The organism is Bacillus sp. NPDC077027, assembly GCF_050269555.1.
Lineage (GTDB): Bacteria > Bacillota > Bacilli > Bacillales > Bacillaceae > Bacillus.
In genome coordinates, this window is sequence record NZ_JBNNIO010000002.1 from 611,604 (window position 1) to 633,340 (window position 21,737).

Annotated in this window: 27 protein-coding genes; 2 read left to right on the plus strand and 25 right to left on the minus strand. The window is 39.9% G+C overall.

Annotation, left to right across the window (positions count from 1 at the left end; translation table 11 throughout):
- Positions 1-50: 50 nt before the first annotated feature.
- From ACQKEZ_RS08655 to pta, 15 genes are all read right to left on the minus strand, one after another.
- Positions 51-377 (minus strand): hypothetical protein, encoded by a 327-nt coding sequence (locus ACQKEZ_RS08655; protein ID WP_427299895.1) that lies wholly within the window; start codon positions 375-377, stop codon positions 51-53.
- A 15-nt stretch (positions 378-392) separates the two neighbouring features.
- Positions 393-665, minus strand: coding sequence for a colicin E3/pyocin S6 family cytotoxin (locus tag ACQKEZ_RS08660; RefSeq protein ID WP_427299896.1), 273 nt, complete (start codon positions 663-665; stop codon positions 393-395).
- Positions 666-775: 110 nt separating this feature from the next.
- Positions 776-922 carry a hypothetical protein gene (locus tag ACQKEZ_RS08665; RefSeq protein WP_427299897.1) on the minus strand — a complete coding sequence of 49 codons (147 nt, stop codon included), beginning with the start codon at positions 920-922 and terminating at the stop codon, positions 776-778.
- A gap of 11 nt (positions 923-933) precedes the next feature.
- Positions 934-1,212 carry a YwqI/YxiC family protein gene (locus ACQKEZ_RS08670; protein ID WP_427299899.1) on the minus strand — a complete coding sequence of 93 codons (279 nt, stop codon included), beginning with the start codon at positions 1,210-1,212 and terminating at the stop codon, positions 934-936.
- A gap of 1 nt (position 1,213) precedes the next feature.
- The gene (locus tag ACQKEZ_RS08675) at positions 1,214-1,621 is read right to left on the minus strand and encodes a YwqH-like family protein (RefSeq protein ID WP_427299901.1); all 408 of its coding nucleotides are present in this window, start codon (positions 1,619-1,621) and stop codon (positions 1,214-1,216) included.
- A gap of 168 nt (positions 1,622-1,789) precedes the next feature.
- Positions 1,790-2,209, minus strand: a complete 420-nt coding sequence (locus tag ACQKEZ_RS08680; RefSeq protein WP_427299903.1) for a hypothetical protein — start codon at positions 2,207-2,209, stop codon at positions 1,790-1,792.
- Positions 2,210-2,216: 7 nt separating this feature from the next.
- On the minus strand, positions 2,217-3,824 hold the full coding sequence (locus ACQKEZ_RS08685) for a T7SS effector LXG polymorphic toxin (RefSeq protein WP_427299905.1): 1,608 nt from the start codon (positions 3,822-3,824) through the stop codon (positions 2,217-2,219).
- Positions 3,825-3,835: 11 nt separating this feature from the next.
- Positions 3,836-4,114 carry a YwqI/YxiC family protein gene (locus ACQKEZ_RS08690; protein ID WP_427299899.1) on the minus strand — a complete coding sequence of 93 codons (279 nt, stop codon included), beginning with the start codon at positions 4,112-4,114 and terminating at the stop codon, positions 3,836-3,838.
- Between the two features lies 1 nt (position 4,115).
- On the minus strand, positions 4,116-4,523 hold the full coding sequence (locus ACQKEZ_RS08695) for a YwqH-like family protein (RefSeq protein ID WP_427299901.1): 408 nt from the start codon (positions 4,521-4,523) through the stop codon (positions 4,116-4,118).
- Between the two features lie 169 nt (positions 4,524-4,692).
- Positions 4,693-4,959 carry a hypothetical protein gene (locus ACQKEZ_RS08700; RefSeq protein ID WP_427299907.1) on the minus strand — a complete coding sequence of 89 codons (267 nt, stop codon included), beginning with the start codon at positions 4,957-4,959 and terminating at the stop codon, positions 4,693-4,695.
- Positions 4,960-4,972: 13 nt separating this feature from the next.
- Positions 4,973-6,307 carry a TRAP transporter large permease subunit gene (locus ACQKEZ_RS08705; protein ID WP_427299909.1) on the minus strand — a complete coding sequence of 445 codons (1,335 nt, stop codon included), beginning with the start codon at positions 6,305-6,307 and terminating at the stop codon, positions 4,973-4,975.
- 47 nt (positions 6,308-6,354) lie between these two features.
- A complete protein-coding gene (locus ACQKEZ_RS08710) occupies positions 6,355-7,230 on the minus strand; it encodes a DUF1932 domain-containing protein (protein WP_427299910.1) in 876 nt (291 codons plus the stop codon).
- 11 nt (positions 7,231-7,241) lie between these two features.
- Positions 7,242-7,913, minus strand: a complete 672-nt coding sequence (locus tag ACQKEZ_RS08715; protein ID WP_427299912.1) for an RraA family protein — start codon at positions 7,911-7,913, stop codon at positions 7,242-7,244.
- A 151-nt stretch (positions 7,914-8,064) separates the two neighbouring features.
- A complete protein-coding gene (locus ACQKEZ_RS08720) occupies positions 8,065-8,916 on the minus strand; it encodes a MurR/RpiR family transcriptional regulator (protein ID WP_427299914.1) in 852 nt (283 codons plus the stop codon).
- 111 nt (positions 8,917-9,027) lie between these two features.
- Positions 9,028-9,999, minus strand: a complete 972-nt coding sequence (gene pta / locus ACQKEZ_RS08725; RefSeq protein ID WP_427299916.1) for a phosphate acetyltransferase — start codon at positions 9,997-9,999, stop codon at positions 9,028-9,030.
- 254 nt (positions 10,000-10,253) lie between these two features.
- Here pta and hemQ point away from each other — a divergent pair, with 254 nt between their 5' ends.
- Both hemQ and ACQKEZ_RS08735 read left to right on the plus strand, forming a co-directional pair.
- On the plus strand, positions 10,254-11,021 hold the full coding sequence (hemQ, locus tag ACQKEZ_RS08730; RefSeq protein ID WP_427299918.1) for a hydrogen peroxide-dependent heme synthase: 768 nt from the start codon (positions 10,254-10,256) through the stop codon (positions 11,019-11,021).
- 68 nt (positions 11,022-11,089) lie between these two features.
- Positions 11,090-12,271: an MFS transporter gene (locus tag ACQKEZ_RS08735; RefSeq protein WP_427299920.1), complete on the plus strand. Its 1,182-nt coding sequence runs from the start codon at positions 11,090-11,092 to the stop codon at positions 12,269-12,271.
- Between the two features lie 82 nt (positions 12,272-12,353).
- Here the strand turns inward: ACQKEZ_RS08735 and ACQKEZ_RS08740 are convergent, their stop codons facing one another.
- The 10 genes from ACQKEZ_RS08740 to ACQKEZ_RS08785 are packed head-to-tail and all read right to left on the minus strand — an operon-like array spanning position 12,354 to position 21,737.
- Positions 12,354-12,809 carry a dTDP-4-dehydrorhamnose 3,5-epimerase family protein gene (locus ACQKEZ_RS08740; protein ID WP_427299922.1) on the minus strand — a complete coding sequence of 152 codons (456 nt, stop codon included), beginning with the start codon at positions 12,807-12,809 and terminating at the stop codon, positions 12,354-12,356.
- Complete coding sequence (gene rfbD / locus ACQKEZ_RS08745; RefSeq protein ID WP_427299924.1) at positions 12,802-13,656, minus strand: dTDP-4-dehydrorhamnose reductase; 855 nt, start codon at positions 13,654-13,656, stop codon at positions 12,802-12,804. Before rfbD ends, ACQKEZ_RS08740 begins: the two co-directional genes overlap by 8 nt.
- Before the next feature lie 3 nt (positions 13,657-13,659).
- Positions 13,660-14,625, minus strand: coding sequence for a dTDP-glucose 4,6-dehydratase (gene rfbB, locus ACQKEZ_RS08750; RefSeq protein ID WP_427299926.1), 966 nt, complete (start codon positions 14,623-14,625; stop codon positions 13,660-13,662).
- 11 nt (positions 14,626-14,636) lie between these two features.
- The gene (locus ACQKEZ_RS08755; RefSeq protein WP_427299927.1) at positions 14,637-15,371 is read right to left on the minus strand and encodes a sugar phosphate nucleotidyltransferase; all 735 of its coding nucleotides are present in this window, start codon (positions 15,369-15,371) and stop codon (positions 14,637-14,639) included.
- 2 nt (positions 15,372-15,373) lie between these two features.
- A complete protein-coding gene (locus ACQKEZ_RS08760; RefSeq protein WP_427299929.1) occupies positions 15,374-16,405 on the minus strand; it encodes a PseG/SpsG family protein in 1,032 nt (343 codons plus the stop codon).
- Positions 16,402-17,142 (minus strand): cytidylyltransferase domain-containing protein, encoded by a 741-nt coding sequence (locus ACQKEZ_RS08765; protein ID WP_427299931.1) that lies wholly within the window; start codon positions 17,140-17,142, stop codon positions 16,402-16,404. The genes ACQKEZ_RS08760 and ACQKEZ_RS08765 overlap by 4 nt, the downstream gene beginning before the upstream one ends.
- Complete coding sequence (locus ACQKEZ_RS08770; RefSeq protein ID WP_427299932.1) at positions 17,132-18,253, minus strand: N-acetylneuraminate synthase family protein; 1,122 nt, start codon at positions 18,251-18,253, stop codon at positions 17,132-17,134. The genes ACQKEZ_RS08765 and ACQKEZ_RS08770 overlap by 11 nt, the downstream gene beginning before the upstream one ends.
- A 2-nt stretch (positions 18,254-18,255) precedes the next feature.
- Positions 18,256-19,128 carry a GNAT family N-acetyltransferase gene (locus ACQKEZ_RS08775; protein ID WP_427299934.1) on the minus strand — a complete coding sequence of 291 codons (873 nt, stop codon included), beginning with the start codon at positions 19,126-19,128 and terminating at the stop codon, positions 18,256-18,258.
- Complete coding sequence (locus ACQKEZ_RS08780) at positions 19,125-20,303, minus strand: DegT/DnrJ/EryC1/StrS family aminotransferase (protein ID WP_427299936.1); 1,179 nt, start codon at positions 20,301-20,303, stop codon at positions 19,125-19,127. The genes ACQKEZ_RS08775 and ACQKEZ_RS08780 overlap by 4 nt, the downstream gene beginning before the upstream one ends.
- Before the next feature lie 21 nt (positions 20,304-20,324).
- Positions 20,325-21,737, minus strand: coding sequence for a CDP-glycerol glycerophosphotransferase family protein (locus tag ACQKEZ_RS08785; protein ID WP_427299938.1), 1,413 nt, complete (start codon positions 21,735-21,737; stop codon positions 20,325-20,327).

Genomic DNA, 21,737 nt, shown 5'->3' on the forward strand with positions numbered 1-21,737 from the left:
TTCTCATTTGATTAGACAAAAATCAGGTCTTTCCAACTCCTAGTAGCGATTTATTTTACGATACAATTAGGGGAAAATTTCATAAAAACAGATTCTTTGCCATCATCCATCATTCTTTTCAATTCCCTCCCTAATGAGTAATTAGACCCTGGTTCTGTTTGCAATACACAAACAATATTGCCACCCTCGCCTTGTGTTAGACAGGTTAACTGTAAATATTCTGTGTTATCATATATAAAAGAAACTATATAATCATAGAAATTATCTTCACTGTTATCCTTATTTAATTCCTCCCTAAAAACCCTGACGATGGTTCCAGCCCAAATTTGAGTATCGTCTTTAACTTCACTAACAGATATCCAATCATTCTTAATCATTCTATTACATCCTTTCTATTTAATTTTTAAATTATGACCACCAGATGCATCGGCAGGTTTAGTTTGCTTAAAATCAAAATCAACCTCTCCTTGATGCTTCCCCTTGCTATTTGTTTTTTCAAACCGACCATGCTGTGTATCTACCGAATATAAATCTCCAGTTTTAGGATCTTTATATACATCTCTACCATTCATCTTACTTAATTTTGAATCTTTTATTAAACTATTACTTTTAGCAACTTCCTGTACTTTTATTTTTACAGCTGCAACGCGCTCTGCTGGAGGCAATTTGAATAACGATTTTTCAAAATCTTTAGCACCATTCCCCGTATTCTTAACCGTCTTCTCAACCTTCTTAGCTACTTTCTCCCCTTTAATTATTTTAAAAACGTATTTTCCTACTTTAACAATTTTTGTGCCTCATCAAGGGCGATGATTCTTTTGATTTGTTTTTCTAGGGCTTTGATGTCATGTAATTGTTGTTTTAACTCATCAAGCGTCCTATCAATTCCGTTTGTCAGCGCAAAGGCGTCAAGGGTTTTCATTGCGTTCTCCTTTACTTTCTTTTACTGGCAGACGCAAGCGCTTTGTCGGTTTCAATCATGGTGTTTACGGCTTGTTCTGTTTGTGCAAGCTGTTTCTGAAGAATATCTGTATATGCTGTACTTAATTCGTTTAACTGGTGATTGATCTTTTCTATCTTTTCTATTGTTGAGAGTTGGTTTTTCCCCTTGATTGTTTTTGGAAGTGACGATTTCATTTGAGAGCCTGCCTGCTTGGCATTGTTCAATTCTCGTTTGATATGACTGGCATCCATTTTGATTTCTCGGTCCATTTTACTTACCTCTTTTTTCTTCCAGTTGTTTTTGCTTCTCTTTCTCTATTTTTCTTTCGACTGATCGAATCTCATTCTCTAAGGAATGGATACCCGATGTTAGGTCACTGATTTTTTCATCAATTCGATTCAATATATTGGTGAGTTGTGTGCCTTTTATCTCTCGACTGGCAGATTTCATCACATCCCGAATATCATCAAACGTATCTGCTAGTTTTCCATACCATGTATCTGACGTAAGAACTGGATGTTTGATTTTTCGACTAGCATCTAATAGATCGACTTTTGCCTTCTTTAATTCTTTGCGACACAATTTGAGTTCTGCAATTTGTTCTTTTTTAGTGGATATGTCTGCCTTTAACGAATACAAGGCTGTTGTATATCCGATGATTGTTCCAGATATCGTCATGCACCTCTATTCCTTTAAAAATAACAAGCATTAAAACATTACCTGTAAAAAGCACGACTAATCTAAAACAAGCATGTCCTAAAAGTCATGCGGAAGACAAAGACGAAAATTGAAACTTTGATGAATTAAACAAAAGAGGGCACAACTTAGGGTGCCCTCTAAAAATTTTTATATTGATTCTAATCCTGAATATGGATTCTCAACGTTTCCTTCTAATTCCTCAATTGTCTCCTCTATCAGCTCTCTAACTTCATCACTAAGATTTTCTTGAAGCATTTCCTGTAATGCTTTAAAGCTTTCCGGAAGCCCCAAATAAGCTATTATAGATGTAGCATTGTCTATGAGATCAAAAGAATTTGCATCCAAGATATTTTTCATTAAAATATCTATTTCATTTTTAATTTTGTCGTTCAGAATTTTATAAGTATGCCATTGTCTTTCTGATAGTTGGTATATAGCTTCTGTTAATTCAATATAACTGATATTATCTTTTGAATTTTCATAAATATCAACAAGCTGATTGAAATAATTTTCTAATGTACCTTCAGATAAAGAATCCGGTAATTCATCAAACTTAGAAAAATCCATGCTAATTTCACTCTCCTACAACTGGAATGTGTGTGATGTTACTTGGTTTTTTATGGAGTTTTCCATCTTGCCCCAGAAGTTTTTTTTGTATTTTTATTTGGGCAGTCCACATATTTCCAGAATTACTGTCTGGGAATTTCTGTTTTGCGTTTAAATCCGGTGAATGCCACTTTACTTCTACTTTTTTTCCGTCAATTTCAAAGTTGTATTTATATCCTTTTTTAATTGTTTCACTTGCTTTAAAATTGTTTAGTGTACCCTTTGGTATCATTGATTCTAAATCATAAGCATGAATTTTTCCATTTTTAAGCTTACTAGTCGCAAAACTCAGATCAAATTCTTTAACTTTGTTTTTTGCTTTAGACGTTTTACTCTCAACTGTTTTGACATCTTCAGTAGCTTTCGTTCCTTTATCTACCTTAGAGACTTTCTTGGTAGTTTTCTCTCCTTTAATCATTTTAAAAACGTATTTTCCAACTTTAACAATTTTCGCTCCTGGTATCATATACAAGCCTGATACTAATCGATCCGTGTCAGCGACTTTATCACCAGTTACAGGATCCCTCCCTGTAATGGCCCGAATCGCGTCATTTATTCCTGTAAATTCAACCGCTGTATTTAAAATGTTTTGGGCTTTATCGCTCATTTTTACGTCAGAAATTGGTTTGACGCTCTCAATCGTTACTTTGTTTTGCTCCGATATTCGTAAGCGATACACCATTCCATCTCGCATAACTTCAACTATTTTGGCATTTTCAAAGTTGATATTTTTGTACTCACTTGTATCATACACTTTCCCATTTATGATCACTACATTTTGATTGATCTTACTAGATAGCTTTTCCTTAAAAACCGTCTCCACATTCGCCCGCTCTTTTTCACTCAGCTTCTTGAGCATCATCATCATTGAATTGTCTTTGGCATTGTCTATTTTTTCATTCAATCCACTGATGGTACTACTTACTTTTTCTTCTTTTCCATCTTTGAAAATAGATCCTTTTTGATAGCCTGTGATCTCTATTTTTGGACCAGTGAACATGCTCCTTAGCGTATCCATATATTGCTTCATCGTTTGAAGTGAGCTTTTCGTTTCATTTAAAGCACTCGTTTGTTCTCTGTCAAATGCATGGAGTAACCCAATAGTTCTTGAGGTTTCGAGCCATGCTTTTTGATAACTTTGCTGGAAGGCGGAATCATCTAATCTTGATAAGTGAACAATATGGCTGACCTTGCCGATGGCGTGGTTCGCATCGGACACGATATCAGAGACTGCTCGTTCTGCGTTTTTTAAACCGTGATCTAGCTCGTGTTCAAGAAATGCTTGTGAAATAAAGCCATTTTGTTTCGGTTCAAGGGTATAAAGCGCCTGTTTTGTCTTTTTTAGTGCTACGCTGTATTCCTCAATGACAACCTGAAAGTATTGTAAAAAAGGAATATGGCATTCTTCATAAAACGCACGAATGGCTTGTCCGCCCTCCCCTTTTAGTGCCTCATCAAGGGCGATGATTCTTTTGATTTGTTTTTCTAGGGCTTTGATGTCATGTAATTGTTGTTTTAACTCATCAAGCGTCCTATCAATTCCGTTTGTCAGCGCAAAGGCGTCAAGGGTTTTCATTGCGTTCTCCTTTACTTTCTTTTACTGGCAGACGCAAGCGCTTTGTCGGTTTCAATCATGGTGTTTACGGCTTGTTCTGTTTGTGCAAGCTGTTTCTGAAGAATATCTGTATATGCTGTACTTAATTCGTTTAACTGGTGATTGATCTTTTCTATCTTTTCTATTGTTGAGAGTTGGTTTTTCCCCTTGATTGTTTTTGGAAGTGACGATTTCATTTGAGAGCCTGCCTGCTTGGCATTGTTCAATTCTCGTTTGATATGACTGGCATCCATTTTGATTTCTCGGTCCATTTTACTTACCTCTTTTTTCTTCCAGTTGTTTTTGCTTCTCTTTCTCTATTTTTCTTTCGACTGATCGAATCTCATTCTCTAAGGAATGGATACCCGATGTTAGGTCACTGATTTTTTCATCAATTCGATTCAATATATTGGTGAGTTGTGTGCCTTTTATCTCTCGACTGGCAGATTTCATCACATCCCGAATATCATCAAACGTATCTGCTAGTTTTCCATACCATGTATCTGACGTAAGAACTGGATGTTTGATTTTTCGACTAGCATCTAATAGATCGACTTTTGCCTTCTTTAATTCTTTGCGACACAATTTGAGTTCTGCAATTTGTTCTTTTTTAGTGGATATGTCTGCCTTTAACGAATACAAGGCTGTTGTATATCCGATGATTGTTCCAGATATCGTCATGCACCTCTATTCCTTAAATAGTCCTCCTTTATGTTACCATTTACTAGAACAAGAGGCATATGATTGAAAACGAATTCAACAAAAAATGAATCGAATGTATTGGGTTTTAATACCTATTTTACACACAAAAAAAGCTGGATCCATATAACTGAATCCAGCTTTTGAAGTTTTATTTTAGCGAATCCCCTACTGATGCTGATTCACGATCAATATATGAGGTGTCTTTCTTTTCAGGGATATAATGAAGGGAAAAACCGACAAGACTGAAAAAAGCGCTCAACACCAGTGTTGGTGTTTTGAACAAGTTAGTACTTGCAATGATCATATCACCCTTTTGAAGAAGGATGCCCAATATCTGACCCAGTACCAATACTGTTCCTGACGTTAAGAAAAGGACAAGTAACACTTTAAATAGAAATTCCATTAATGCTCTCATGTGTTTCTCCTCTCTATACTGGAAGTATCCCCATGCCTATTAGCCAGCCAATACCGACGATAGGAAGCATATAATAAAGAATCAGCGGTATAAATGTCTTCTCAGGTTTGGCTCCTGCAAGACCAGAAGCAATAAAGATAGACCCTGACGCAGGTGGTGAAGCTCCTTCTGTCGAAGAGAATGCGAGAATGGAGACAACAGCCACCACTGGATCAACTCCGACTGAGATTAAGGCTGAAAATGAGACAAGTCCGACAGCTGTTAGCGTAGCAGTTGAAGATAATGGTCCAGCCACCAATGTCACAAGAACACCGACAATGAGGACCATGAGCCATTTCGGAATAGCAATTGTTGACGTTATTAGTGTTAGATCTTCTGCTAAACCTAATTCAGCCAGCACCTGACTCGCAGCGACAGCAAAAAGCATCAATGCGCCGATTGTCGTAAACTTTGGAATGGCTGATTTGAAAAACTTAGACCAATCTAATGTAGAGGCCTTCTTTCTCCCAATCGTTAAGCTAATCAGCATCATTAAGATAGGAATCCATGTAATTAATGAAATTTGATCCATAGCCTCTGGTCCGATGTTTGGATTGTTTTTCAAGTAATTGGCCAATGGACCAATTGTGATGATGATAGGAATTAATGCACCGAAGAAAATAAAGATAGACTTCCATCCTTTTTTCACAGCTTCTCTAAAAGAGACAATATCATCTGGTGGCATAGCTTTAATTTTATTCTTTTTCACAAGAAGAAAAACAAGGATAAAGCGGTAAACAACTTGATAAAGTCCACCTATTAAAAGTGCAATATATAAATCTCCCTCAGATACAAGCGCTGCAACTGGTGCAAACCCCAGCATGATAAACATGGAAGAGTTCGGAGGTAGAGCTGCCCCAAGTCCACCATTACCCGCTAAAATAGTCGCCGTATCTGTGCGGCTCCAGCCTGATTTAATCATCCAAGAGGCGGTGATGGACCCAGTAGCCGCTGTGTTTGCAGAGTTCGATCCTGAAAGAGCACCTAAAACAGCAGAACCTAACGTACTCATATAAGCAGCTCCACCAGGGAGTTTTCCTATTAGAGAATTCAATATCCGCAAGAGTGCATGTATCAATTCAAGCTTTTCAATCAAATATGCCATAAACACAAATGCTACTGCTGCGTACAGTACCTCGTATGTGGATGCAAATAATAAGCCATCCCAGAAAAGTCGTAATGCTTCCATTCCTCCAAACAATGTGGTTGAAATAAAACCTAATAGCATGGCTTCTCCCATATTACGTTTCACTACGACATTCCATATAATAATGACAGCAATGAATACAATCAACGCAATAAAACCCATTAGTTATCTTCGCCTCCTCCGGATTAAATAAAGCGCTTACAAATAAATCACCCTTGTTGAATCACTTCAATGACCTCTTCCCAACTGGTTGGTTTTTTCCCTTCAAATCGTTCAAAGAAGTTGAGATCTGCTAATTTCTCTAGCTTTTGCTGTGCTGCACGCGACATACTGGCATCAATATGAGCTGAATCAAGCATTTCAATAGAACCACCTAGCTCAACCGCCCGTCTTTTCGCATGCAGTGCACTACCTGTAACGAGGCGATTCATGGTTTCTTCAAAGCTTTTGCTATCCATTGTTTCACTTAAGGAAGCAACGACCTGATCTTCGACTCCGTAAATTTTTGAAGTTTCCAAAAATTCAATTAATAATCCGACGATTCCTTTCATATAAATGCTTCTTATCAGTTTTAAAGCCGAAGCATCTCCTGGTTGGTCACTGATTTTCGTGATGTTCATTCCATACTTTGACAATGCCTCAATCAATTGATCTGTTCCACTACCGCTTGCCTTGATCGGTACCTTGTGTTTGTTTACCGGAAGAGATCCTAGCATCGCTGCATCTACAAAAAGCGCATCATGCTTTGCAATTTCTTTAGCCACTTGCTTTTTGATGTCTGGTGTTGATGCAGACACATCAACGTATACTTGCTTCTTTCTCAAACTTCCTAACGCGGATTGCGCCACCTCTAAGGTTTTATTCGCTGGTACAGCTGCAATCACAATATCAGATTTCTCAATGACTTCACTGACACTGCTGGTTAATTCAACTCCTGTATGAGCTGCTTTTTCTTTGATCGCTCCAGCAAATTTCTCATTTTGTAATAGTACATCATACGCATAAAAATGATCTAGTCCTTCCGTTTTTAAGCCCGTTGACAGCTCATATGCAGCTTCTCCATAACCGATAAAACCTAACTTCATCACCATTTCCCCTATTCCTGAAATTTTTTCATTCTGTTTTCCAGCCATACAGGTGCTAAGAGACTGATATCCTGCTTTCCTTCGCTCATGTAATTTTGAATGGTTTTTAGTCTTTGATTCTCATACTCTAGTTTCTCTTCAGCTAGTGACAGCATGGTATTTGCCTTCTCCTTTGGAACGATCACAACTCCGTCATCATCAGCAATGACTAGATCTCCCGGTTCTACTTTCACACCGCCACATGAAATGATTTGATTCAATTCACCAGGACCATCTTTAAAAGGTCCATTTGGAATAAACCCCTTACTATATATCGGAAAAGCCAACTCCTCTAAAGCGACTTTATCTCGAACAAGCCCGTCAATAATGATACCTTCTATCCCTATAGCCTTTGCTGAACTGGCCATCAATTCCCCTAAATAGGCATGACTCTTATGATTTTTCCCATCAACGATGAGGACATCTCCCTCTCTAGCAGAGTAAATGGCTTGATGAAGAAATAAATTATCCCCAGGGCGTAAACTAACGGTAAAAGCTGTACCTACCACATTCATCCCACTCGAAACAGGTTTGATTTGATCATCCATAGTACCTGTACATCCCATCACGTCTGCCAATAACGTAGAGTTTAGTTTTTTTGCCCGATTGATTAAATCATTTGACAATAAAGGAACTGTACTCATTGTCTCAATCATCCCCTTAAGTTATATTTATTACTTTTTATTTATATAAAGTAATATTCATTACTTTAGTGATACGATCATACCACCTCGCCACCGGTTAGTAAAGCGCTTACATAAAAAATATTAAATAAAAAAATGAGTGATCACACCACTATTGTGTCGTGTGATAACTCATTTTAGTTAAAATATCATTAATTTTATCTAAACGTGGTTTTGTCCTCTCAGGCTCATTGATCGCTAAAGCACTTAAAATGAAATCTACGATAAAGATAGCAGACACGATGGAGTTATGAGATCCCACACTCGCTGAGGAACATGGTAATACATAATGAGCATATTTGGTTAATGGAGAGCTATAGCTATCTGTAATTAAGAGAACTTCAACATTATATGACTTTGCTACCTCCAGCATGTCTTTAATACGCTTTGCATAGCGTGGATAGCTGACAGCTATAATGAAGTCAGACGAAGTCAAATGAACCAAATCATCCACCCAATCACTTTTATCAGCGTCAATATATTGACAGTTTCCTAATAGCCGATTAATTCCTAGTGAGAGATACTCTCCGACAGGCCTCCCACTTCGGACACTTGTACAGAGTACCTGCCGAGAATTCGCTATTTTTTCAACAATGTGCTGGAAGGTTTCCTCAGTAATATTGTCTAATGAATACTGGATATTATGGAATTGTAATTCTACATGATTATGCAGGAGCTTACTCTTATTTGAATGTTTTAAATTAGCTTCCAGTCTTGTTTGAGGTGCGGCTTTATGCTTCATATTCGATTGCAGTTCTTTTTGAAGCTCTGAGAAACCTGAATATCCAACGGCGGCTGAGAATCTCATAATGGTAGCCGTACTAGTACCTACTTTAGAAGCCAATTTATCAACAGTTAAAAAAGCGACTTCCATCGGATTTTGTACAATGTAATCTGCAATTCTTCTCTGAGCATCCGTTAATTCAACAATCTTATGCTGAAGTTTATGTATTAAATCTTCCATAATATCACCTGCCCATTCTATCGGCTTTACCTATATATATTGTACACATATGTCATGAATAAAAAAACAGCCAGCTCCGAATCTAATCGTGCTAGCTGCCTTTATGTGAACTTATAGCGCTTGTACTGCTGTAATAAGTGCCAGGTTGTAAACATCCTCAGCATTACAGCCTCTTGATAAGTCATTGACTGGTTGGTTTAAGCCTTGAAGGATTGGACCTACCGCTTCAAAGTTACCAAGACGTTGAGCGATTTTGTAGCCAATGTTTCCAGCTTCTAGGCTTGGGAATACAAACACATTGGCATCACCTTTGATCACTGAATCTGGTGCTTTTTTCGCTGCAACAGATGGAACGAATGCCGCGTCAAATTGGAATTCCCCGTCAAGCACAAGCTCAGGTGCTTTTTCATTTGCAATGCGAACAGCTTCTGATACCTTTTCAGTTTCATCAGATTTTGCTGAACCTTTAGTTGAGAAGCTAAGCATTGCAACACGTGGGTCGATGTCAAACATTTTTGCTGTGTTTGCACTTTCGATGGCAATCTCTGCAAGGTCTTGGCTGTCAGGCGCAATATTGATGGCGCAATCTGCGAAGACATATTGTTCTTCTCCACGTGCCATGATGAAGACACCAGATGTTTTCTTCACGCCTTCTTTTGTTTTGATGATTTGTAATGCTGGGCGTACTGTGTCAGCTGTTGAATGCGCCGCACCACTAACAAGACCGTCTGCAAGACCTTTATAAACAAGCATTGTGCCAAAATAGTTCTCGTCAAGCAATGCTTTCTTTGCTTGTTCTTCGGTTGCTTTTCCTTTACGTCTTTCTACAAAAGCTTGTACAAGCTCGTCAAATCCTTCATATGTATGAGGATCGTAAATATCTACACCATCAAGTGTTAAGCCAAGCTCTTTTGCTTTTGCTTCTACTTCTTGTTTGTTACCTACAACGATTGGCTGAAGTACATTGTTTGCTGCAAGCTTTTGAACTGCCGCTAAAATGCGCTCGTCCAATCCCTCAGGAAAAACGATCTTAACTCCTTTGCCTTTTACCTTTTCCTGAACTGCTGAAAAAATATCTGCCACTAAAATACCCTCCTTGATTTTACAAAAAAAGTGTTCTCGTTTAAGCATACTCTTCTTCCTGATAAATTCAAACAGCCAACTTCAATAATAACGCTTTCATATTAAATTCTTATTTTTCAAACTAATTCAATCAATTACTGTGCTTATGTTTGAAGGAGGGGATTCCTTGAAGTTCAAGTTTTGCTCACATCAAAAGCGGACAAACTGTGTTATAGTTGGAAAAGATGAAAACTGTTTATATAGGAGTGAAAGAAATGAGCGAACAACACACAACGAATGAAGCAGCTCAAACATTAGACGGCTGGTATGCCCTGCATGATTTCAGAACCATTGATTGGACTGCTTGGAAGCTACTCACTAGCGATGAGCGCAAATCAATTATTCATGAATTCACTAGCCTTTTAGACAAATGGAAGGCAGCAGATCAGGCCAAAACTGGTAGCCAGACAATCTATAGTATTGTCGGCCAAAAAGCAGATATTATGCTAATGATTTTGCGTCCTACAATGGAAGAATTAAATGAAATTGAGCTTGAATTCAATAAATCTAGATTGGCTGAGTTTACGATTCCTGCTTATTCTTATGTTTCTGTTGTCGAGCTAAGCAATTACTTAGCAAGTGGCGGCGAGGGTGATCCGTATGAAAATCCGCATGTTCGCGCACGCTTATATCCAGAACTTCCAGCTTCAAAATATGTCTGCTTCTATCCAATGGATAAAAGACGATCAGGTAACGACAACTGGTATATGCTCTCAATGGATGAGCGCAAATCTTTAATGCGAAGCCACGGATTAATTGGTAGAAGCTATGCAGGAAAAGTAAAGCAAATCATTACGGGCTCTGTCGGATTTGATGATTATGAATGGGGTGTTACTCTGTTCTCCGATGATGTCCTGCAATTTAAGAAACTTGTTTATGAAATGCGTTTTGATGAAGTCAGTGCACGTTATGGTGAATTCGGCTCCTTCTTTGTTGGAAACCGTTTAGCCAATGATCAACTGGCATCTTATTTCCATGTATAATAATTCCTTTAGGCTTCGGAGCATTCCGAGGTCTTTTTATTCATGATTTTAGAAAGGTTGATTGCATCATGAAAAACTTCCCAGTTGCCATTCTTGCACTAACACTTGGTGCGTTTTCAATTGGCATGACTGAATTTGTGATCATGGGGCTTTTGCCAAATGTGGCAAGTGACCTACATGTATCAATACCCGCTTCAGGACAATTGATTACTGGCTATGCTCTTGGGGTGGCAGTAGGTGGCCCCATTTTAACGTTATCGACTGGGAAAATGTTGAGGAAACGCCTACTCATTTTTCTGATGATTCTGTTTGTTGCAGGTAATCTAGTAGCGGCAGTCTCGACCACCTATGGCTTACTGATGACAGCGCGTATTCTCACATCGTTTGCACATGGAACTTTTTTTGGGGTTGGTGCGATTATGGCAGCACGTCTCGTACCTTCTGCTCGTAGTGCGAGTGCGATTAGCTTTATGTTTACTGGTCTAACCGTTGCCAATGTACTTGGCGTCCCCTTTGGCACATTGATCGGCAATCAATTTGGCTGGCGCTTTACCTTTCTCGTGATTGCGGTCATTGGTCTGATTTCCTTAATTTGCATCATCTATTTAGTTCCGAATCAAGCAAAAGAAGAGGCCTTAGATATTAAAAGTGAAGTAGCTGTTCTCAAAAAACCTCAAGTGCTTGTCTCCTTTGCGATGACCATCTTCGGATTTGCTGGAGTATTTACTGCCTTTACTTATATTAGTCCGATTTTGCTTCAGGTCACCGGCTTTCAGGAAAATGGCGTCACGCTCATTCTTGTGTTATTTGGGGTTGGGGTAACGATTGGTAACTTAGTTGGTGGAAAGCTAGCAGACTGGAGACTGATGCCTAGTATCATCATGACACTGATCATGCTCATTGCCATTTTATTGCTGTTTACTGTGACTTCTCCATTCAAAGTGCCAGCGGTATTGACGATTTTTATATGGGGAATGATTTCATTTATTCTCGTCCCAACTTTGCAATATCGGACAATGAATATGGCACAGGAAGCTCCTACACTCGCCTCGACATTAAGTCACTCTGCTTTTAATCTTGGAAATGCAGGCGGTGCAGCACTTGGCGGTTTAGCCATTGAATTAACAAAACTACAATTTGTCCCACTGTTCGGGGCAGGTGTCACCGTGATTGGGCTCGTCATTACGATCATAAGCTACCGATCAGATAAACGAAAAATAGCGATCAAAGCAAAAGGGCTTAGTGCATAAGCCCTTTTTCACTAGGATTTTGAAGACATGTCATAAAGAAACTTCCTCGACAGTCTGACCCTCGGGTGTAACCGAAACATGTTTATTTAAAAGTCGTTTCCCAATTGAACCCGATCGTTTCATCATTCCAAGCGATCCTCTTTTCATCTGGGTTCGCTGGATCATAGGATTCTGTTGTAAAATAAATGATTTGAAGTGGTGTCTGACCAAGCACACGATAGCCATGTGCCACTCCTTTTGGAATAAGTAGTAACATCGGATTGTCTTCTCCCATGAAGTACACATCGGTTTGACCGTTTGTTTTTGAGTCTTCTCTTAGATCATAAAGCACCACTTGGGCATGACCCGTTGGGAAAAACCAGACATCATCCTGTTTTTCGTGATAATGAAACGCCTTGATGACACCTGGGTAACTTTTTGACCATGATGCCTGACCAAATCGCTTTAACATCGGTTCATCATCACGAATCAACTCTGCAAAAAATCCCCTGTCATCACAATGCTTAGTCAATTTCTTCACTTCAACGCCATCAATCATGGTGAGGTCCTCTCCCTTCTCGCTGTAAGAATTCATCTAAGGCTTCTTTCCAATGCCTCGAATGCCAGCCAGCACACTGAATTGCTTGAACATCAAGCACAGAATAGGCTGGACGAGGTGTTTGAAACCCATATTCTTCAGTAGAAATCGGTTCAACCTTTGCTTTTAAGCCACTTCGTTTGACAATTTCTTTTGCAAACTCAAACCAAGAACAGCTCTCTAGGTTACTGACATGATAGATGCCTGGTGCTTGATCAAATAAATGGATCAAAGCCCCTGCTAAATCCTTCGTGTAGGTTGGTGAACCAATTTGATCATCAACGATACGTAAGAGATCCTTTGTCTCCGCAAGCCTAAGAATCGTATTGACAAAATTGTGTCCCTCATGGCCATAAAGCCAAGAAGTTCGAATGATTTTCACTTCATCAGATACGAGACGGATCAATTCTTCTCCAAGCTTTTTGCTCTTGCCGTAGATGGTTTGCGGATCGAGTGGTGCATCCTCTGAATACGGTGATGATTGCTTTCCATCAAAGACATAATCAGTGCTGACATGAAGGACATCTGCTCCAATCTGTTTTGCCTCTAGTGTTGTATAGTACGCGCCGATTCCGTTTACTAAATATGCTTTTTCTAATTCAATCTCACATCGATCAACAGACGTATAGGCAGCAGCACTTATGACGATATCAGGTTTGAAATGTCTCATCGCATGTCTAACAGCCTGTTGATCCGCAATATTGAGCATATTTTTCGTTAATGCAATAACCGTAAAGTCTTTTGCTTTTAGCTGATTGGTCAATTCTTTTCCTAACTGACCTCCTGCACCGGTTACCAGAACCTTCATCCGTCACCCTTCTTTGCTCTGATCAAATTTAGTTTCGTACCAATTGATCGTTTTTTGAATGCCTTTTTCAAACGACGTTTCTTGTTTCCAACCTAACTCTCTTTTTAGCTTGCTAGCATCAATGGCATAACGTCTATCATGACCTTTTCGATCTTGTACAAATGAAATGAGATCATGGCTCAAACCAAGGCTTGTCAAAATGGCTTTGGCAAGGTCGAGGTTCGTTTTCTCGTTCCCACCACCAATGTTGTACACTTGGCCCATCGTACCTTTTTCTAAAATCAATTGCACCGCACGACAATGGTCCTCTACGAATAACCAATCTCGAATTTGTTGCCCGTCACCATAGATTGGAATTTCCTCTCCACTCATTGCCTTACGTACAATCGTCGGTATCAATTTTTCTTCATGCTGGAAAGGGCCATAGTTATTACTACATCTGGTGATAATGGCAGGTAATTGATGTGTGTGAATATACGATTTGACAAGCAGATCAGAGCTGGCTTTACTAGCTGAATAAGGATTATTCGGTGAGAGTGGTGTCTGCTCTGTAAAGGCAGGATCATCGTGAGTAAGGTCACCATATACTTCATCTGTCGATATATGAATCATTTTGTTCGCTTTTCCCTTTGCCACTGCTTCCAAAAGTCGATAAGTACCGAGGACATTTGTTTGAATAAACGGTTCTGCCGATTCAATGCTTCGATCCACATGAGATTCTGCTGCAAAATGAATGATGGCATCATATGTTTCATCGAACGCGACATCCAGTTCTACTTGCTTTGTGATGTCTCCTTGAATCAACCGAAAACGAGGCTGATTTGCTAAAGATGCCATTTCATCTTGGTGGCTTGCATATGTCAATTTATCAAATACAGTGATACGGACATTTGATTCCTGAAGGAGAAGCTTCACAAAATTCAGTCCGATAAAACCCGCACCACCTGTTACTAAATAAGACTTCATCATACGTATCCCTCTTATTCTTCAATTTTCTGAATGGTTTCAAATATTTTTGTTGAGGCAAGATGCAAGGACTCATGAGTTCCCGCATCAATCCACCACCCTTTTAACATATCATAGGTGATCTGGCTATTTGAGATATAGAGATTGTTCACATCCGTAATTTCAAGCTCTCCCCTAGCAGAAGGCGAAATTTTTTCGATATATTGAAAGACTTCTTGATCGTAAAAATAGATGCCTGTCACGCAGTAAGGAGAACGAGGCTTTGCAGGCTTTTCTTCAATGGAGAGAATTCTGTTGTGCTCCCTATCAATCTCTGCAATACCAAATCGCTGTGGATCACTTACTTGTTTGAGTAGCACCTTTGCACCGCCCTCTTGCTTTTCAAAGGAGCGGACAAATGGCTTTAACGAATCTTCAAAAATATTGTCCCCAAGCATAAGGACAAACTTCTCATTCGTTACAAAAGGCTTCGCATACGATAACCCATCAGAAATACCTTCTGCTTCCGGCTGTACTTGATAAACAATGTTCATCCCCAACTCTTTATCACTCTCAAGGAGTTTCTGAAACTGAGGAATTTGTTCACTCTGAGAAATGAGCATGACCTCTGTAATGCCTGCTTCTTTTAGCTTAAACAATGACCAATAAATCATCGGATACGGCCCAACAGGTAGTAAATGTTTATTGATAATTTTCGTCAGCGGCGAAAGACGTGAGCCTTTTCCGCCTGCTAAAATAACTCCCTTCACATCTACACATCCTTATGTTCTTTTTGGTAAGGATTCATGAGGTGTATAAGAATGTTTTGCACACGCTCTAGCCCTTTTCCATCAATGAGCGTTCGTCCATTCAGATGGATACTCTTTCGGAGAAAATAGCTATTCGAAAGCTTTTCCACTGCTTGTAGAATGTCTTTTTCATCTACATTTGCCCCTAGCCCTAAATGCAGGCATGCGCCTTTTTTTGCAAACATTGCAGCCGTCTCAGTCTGATGCTCCACCTGTGAGAGCACAATACTAGGGACACCGATACAAATGGCTTCATACAATGTCACCCCACCTGCAATCAGTGCCAAATCGGCTTCAAACAAGAGTAATGGCAAATGAGTGGTATGGCGAAGTAACTGAATATGTTGAGCGTCTGACAAGTCCTCATTAAATCGAGAAGCACTGCCCGCAACTGCGATCACATCCAAGTGATCCGCTGACTTTAATGCAGAGGTGACCTTTTCTAATAAACCACTGGGATCACTGCCACCAAGGCTGACAACTACCTTCCGACATTCCTTGTGAACCTCGTATTTTTCTTTCAAATGACGAAGTTCGTTTTCTAATAACAGATAAGGTGTTCCATTGAAGTGTTCCAGTCCATTGTCATGAACATGATCATTCTGAAAGCCCCCATAGATGCCATTTATGACTACATCTGCCAGTTTCCATGCATCCTCTCGCTTTTCTTCAAATAAGACGATCTTCCCATCACGACAAGAGGACTTCATCACGTTAAGCAATGTAAGATCGAATTCCAGCACATCTATGATCAGAAGATCAGGCTGAACCATTTCGATTGCTCGATTGAAATATGCCTGATTTCCTTTTGAAGGAACAAGGTGAACAAACCAATCTGGATATGAAAGAAGCTCTATACATACTGGCTCATTTGTATAGAAAAAAATACGATACCCTTTTTGGAGTAGCTCTTTTGCCAGCAGTTTCATTCTGACCACATGCCCCATCCCTATCCAAAAACCACCATATACGATAATCATGATGTTTTTGTTCATTCAGCATCCTTCTGTCTCACAAACTGGTTCAAGCGCGCAATTTCTGGGTAACGTTCACATATGGATAACAGTTCCTCACATGAAACGAATGCAGTGCCTCCCGCTTTTTGAAACAAATGCGAGGCAAATTCATAATCCTCTTTCGTATCAATTGTGAATCGATATGCAGGATATGCAAGTTCTTTGGGCGGTGTGAATAAATGTATGCGAAATTGTTCGGGATGCTTTCGAATATAAAGGGTGACATGCTCACGATCAGCTTTCGTTAATGAACATTTTTCGATTTTTTCTAGAATGGGCGCGTGAATCATTTCCCCGGAAATACCTAGCGGACTGCCGCTGACATACGTGTAATGCGCTTGTTCTTGAGTGTGTTTTTCAATCATTTTCGACAGCAACGCTGGATCAACAAATGGGTTATCACCCGTCAGGCGTACGACTGTTTGTGGCTCATACTGATGTACAATGTTGGAAAATCGTTGCAATACATCTGCCTCACTGCCACGAAAGACTTTATAGCCTTTTGATGTACAATATTGTGCAAATAGATCGTCCTCTGCCTCAACTGTCGTGGCGACGATGATGTTTTGCATGACTTGATCGTAATAAGCTGATTGCTTTACCCGTTCGACAATGAGATCAATCAATTTGTAATCGCCTAATGTCTTCATTACTTTCCCAGGTAGCCTTGTTGAACCCATCCTCGCTTGAATGATAAACAAAACATCAGCCATCATGATGAGACTCCTGTGATAATACGTGTGACCATGCAACCCCTGTATGAGCAGGTACATCACTTGTCGCATTTGTACGATATAAGAGTTCTAAATAACGAGGATGTAGCCCCTGTTGCTTTTGGCCGGGTCTTAAAATAGCAATATTGTCTGGTGAAAAAGCTTCTCCCTTTGATATGTCTCGTGTTGTAAAAATACCTCTATAGGCAAATTCACGAATCGCCCCTTCAATTGCGGTTGTCGTTTTAAATGAACTGCCTAACAGCTCTTCCGACAATGATGACTCTCCAACATTTTGCGTACGCTGCGCTTCTGCCAAACGAATGTGCTGAACCATTTCCTTCAGCTCTTCTGGATTTAAAGCAAATGAGTGATCCGCTCCTGGTAATTCTTTATCAATCGTAAAATGCTTTTCAATGATGGCAGCGCCAAGTAGAACTGCCGCAACAGGCGCTTCTGTCGGATGCTCGCTGTGATCGGAGAAACCAATCACAGCGTCTGGAAATGCTGTTTTTAATGTTTGAAGAACTCGAAGATTTGTATATTCTCTAGGAGCTGGGTATTTTGCAACACAATGCATAATGGCAATCTGGTCGTTATGCTGACGAACAATCGTCTCATACGCCTCATGCACATCTGCAATGTTCGCTCCAGCAGTGGAGAAGATGATTGGCTTTTGATATGCCGCAGTATGACGAAGAAGCGGTAAATGGTTGATTTCATAGGAAGCAATTTTATATGCCAATGGGTTCGTTTTACTTAGAACCTCAGCTGATTGTTCATCACATACCGTACTTAAAAAAATAAGCCCCTTCTCCTCACAATGTTTGAGTAAAACCGGTAACCAGTCTGGTGGTAATTCCATTTGCTCCACTAATGAAAAGATTGATACCTCTTCACCCTTTGCAGTTTCATATAATCCTGGCTCTCTTTGATACATTCGGTCAGCCTGAAACATTTGAAATTTCACGGCATCTGCCCCCGCATCCTTAGCTACATCAATTAAAGCGAGTGCCTGATCCAGCTTACCATCATGATTAATACCAGCCTCTGCAATGATCAATACAGGGGCATCATCACCGACCTTTCGATGACCGATGTAAAATTGCGCCATGCTTACCTCTCCCCTTTTTTCGGCCACACATGATAATACAAATAAGATTTTGTCGTTCTAAATCCCATCTTTTCATAAAGCTGAATGGCTTTTATATTATGCATTTGCGTCCCCGCAGAAACGAAGCAGTGTTGCCTTTGATATGAAACTTCCATGATTGCAGCTAACAGCTTTTTTCCTAAGCCTCTTCCTTGCACATCTGGACGAATTGACAAAAGCTCAAGTGCCATTTCTTTTCCATTTGTCTTACCTTGAATCAATCCGAGCACTTCATCATCGAGCTTTGCAACTAGATTGATGTCTGCCCGGCCATTCAAATTATTTCTCATCCACGCCTGATAAAATCGCTGTACATCTGCTTGATTTAAAAATGGATCAAGGGCATACCTGCTTTTCATAAAGGCTTGATTGGCAAGAGACGCCGCAATCTCTTTATCACTCTCATCAGGTGATTCGATTTTCAACTCATCATGCTGTTCTATGTCATATATCTTAGGTGGTGCCTCAAGCCTTGTGAGCCCGCCGACATAATAAACATGTGCTAGCTGTTGTACAATTCTGTTTTTGCTCATATCTGAAGCATCGAGACGAAGAAAGAAAAAATCACACTTTTCCGATCTCATCCAGTTCATAAATCGTTCCATTAGCTCTTTTAATGTGGCGTCGGTCTCAGCTTCAAGGAACTTCACATGAAAAATATGCTGTCCATATAAACCGCTCTCCCACTGTGACCATTCATATAAAAGCACTGCCTTTAGTTCCGCACCGCTTACAAGTCCAAATTGGCTGAAACTCGTAAACTCTTCAGATGGCTCAGTATACCTACTCACCCACTCCATTAGCACCTGTTCATCTATTGCATGAATGACTTTCATTTTTTTACTCTCGCCTTTCTGACAATCTCAAGAACTGCTTCAATGACATAGGTCACATCTTCATCGGTCATGCTAGGATAAAGCGGAAGTGAGAGTGTACGCTGATAATAATTCATGGCTTCTGGAAAATCTGCATCAGAATAGTGGAAGGATTGCTTGTAATAGGGATGTAAATGCACAGGAATAAAGTGGACGCTTGTGCCAATTTTATATGTTTGATGTAGCTGTTTAATCAGTTCATCTCTTGTGAGACCTGCCTTCTCAGGTTCAACTTGCAGGACATATAAATGCCAAGCATGCCTTCCTTCTTCATGAACGGGCGGGAGGATGAGCCCAGCCTCATCTTGAAAGGCCTGCCCGTAGGCTATGGCAATCTGTTCTCGGCGCTTCTGCATGTCAGTCAGTCTGTTAAGCTGGGCGATACCAAGCGCTGCCTGCATATCAAACATGTTCATCTTATAGCCCGGCTCCTCTACTTCGTAATACCATGTACCTTTTTCTCCGTAGCGATTCCACGCATCTTTACTCATTCCATGAAGTGCCATTCTCCTCATACGATCAGCAAGTTTATCATCATTCGTCGTCAGCATGCCCCCTTCTCCTGTTGCCAAATTCTTGGTCGCATAAAAACTAAAGGCTGTCGCATCTCCAATCGAACCGATCGGTCGATTATGATACGTTGTATAGAGAGCATGTGCCGCATCCTCTAAAACGAAGAGACCATGATTTTTGGCAATCTGTAGCACCTCATCCATATGACATGACTGTCCTGCGAAATGAACTGGAACAATCGCTTTTGTCTTTGGCGTCACTGCCTCTTCAATTTTTGCAGGATCGATATTTAATGTTGCGGGATCAATATCAACAAACACAGGATGAGCACCTGTGTGAATAATAGTATTGGCGGTGGCACAGAAAGTTAATGGTGTAGTGATAACCTCATCTCCAACACCAATTCCTTTTCCTTTTAAAGCAAGAAAAAGGGCAGCTGTACATGAATTTACAGCAATGGCATGCTTGGCTCCTGTCAGTTGCTTAAATTGGTCTTCAAACTGCTTCACTTTAGGTCCGGTTGACAACCAACCGGACTTTAATGTATCAATTACTTGGTCAATTTCTTCCTGTTCAATGGAAGGAAGAGCGTAAGGAAGAAATTGTGCTCGCTTTTGTACCATATCGCTTGCACACCCCTAGACTTATTTGTGAAAATCTACACCTGTTTTCGTTTTTAAAAGAGAGAGGAGGACATCTGTTGAATGAGCATGTGGATAATTTTCTTTGATAAAAAGAGCCCCTTGTTGTTTCGCTTTTTGCATCTCTTGTTCATTCATTAAGATGGTTACTGCCTGTTCAGCAAGCTTTTGAGGGTCTTCGAAATAATATGGTTGTAGTGACTCATAGTACGGATATCTTCTGCCTCCTGCCATCTTTCCGATTAAGACACTTTTATTGAATAGCATCGCCTCAAGCCCTACAGTTGAGGTTAATGTGATGACAAGATCCACGTAAGGTAGCATGTCATACAAATCGATTTCCTTCTTCACCAATCTCACTTGACTTGAGGAACGCTCCAGTGCGACATAATCGTTCAATTGATTTCGGGCAATTTCCCAAGGGTGCGGCTTAATAATTAATTGCACATCATTTTGTACCGCAATTTTTTTCAAGATCGCCCCATAAAAATCCCCAGAGAATGGCTGAGTTGCTACAAGAACTGTTTTGTTTGTTGCATTGAAATTTAATTTATGATAAAACAAATCCTTTTGAATGGGCTTTCTCTCCTGCACCAAATCAAATCTCGGATGTCCTGTCACATCAACTTGTTCTGGCTGACAGCCTTTATCCTCATACCAGTCTTTTTCATACTTCCCAAAGACCCCGTGTGTCGTGGTGAATATTGGCAAAAAGGCTTCATCTCCCATTAATGCACCATGCTGAAGACAAATACTTGTGATCCCTCTTTTGATCGTTTGCAGTGCAAGTACCCTACTGTATACATCTTCTGTTGTACCGACGACAATAGCTGAAATGTGATGCTGCTTTAGCAATCTCTCTGATTGATCAATGACATCAATAAACTGCGGAATATCCTTGTTCAATCGCTCTTTAAAGAACGAATCTCCAAAGACTGGGTGCTGTGCATAAGCTTCGAAAAGAGCATTCGCTTCTTTAATATATTCGGCATGGGCTTCTTTATTAACCTCTCCAGCTAATTCAGGTTTGCTAATGACTGGAATACCGAAGTAATCTGCTTTCTTCCAACGTGCAAGAAGCAACGTTTTTGCAGGATGGAAACGAGTATAATTATTTTCTGTAAAACGAAGGTGATCAAAGTGAAGTAATACCTTTCCGCTACCTGGGTTATACGCAACAGGTTTGATCGATTTTTTTTTCTCATCAAAAAAAGGTTGAATGTCTTGAGGAACAGGACAGGATGTTTGCAACTGTTCACCAAACGCTTCGTTCTCCATCCTGTCTCTAACCTCTGGACTGATATATTGATAAAAGTTGCTTATTAATCCAAGGGGAATATGCTGATAGGTCAGGCTTTTCAGGATGTTGACATACTCCATATACACCTGCCAGTAGTGATGAATATAATGAGACAA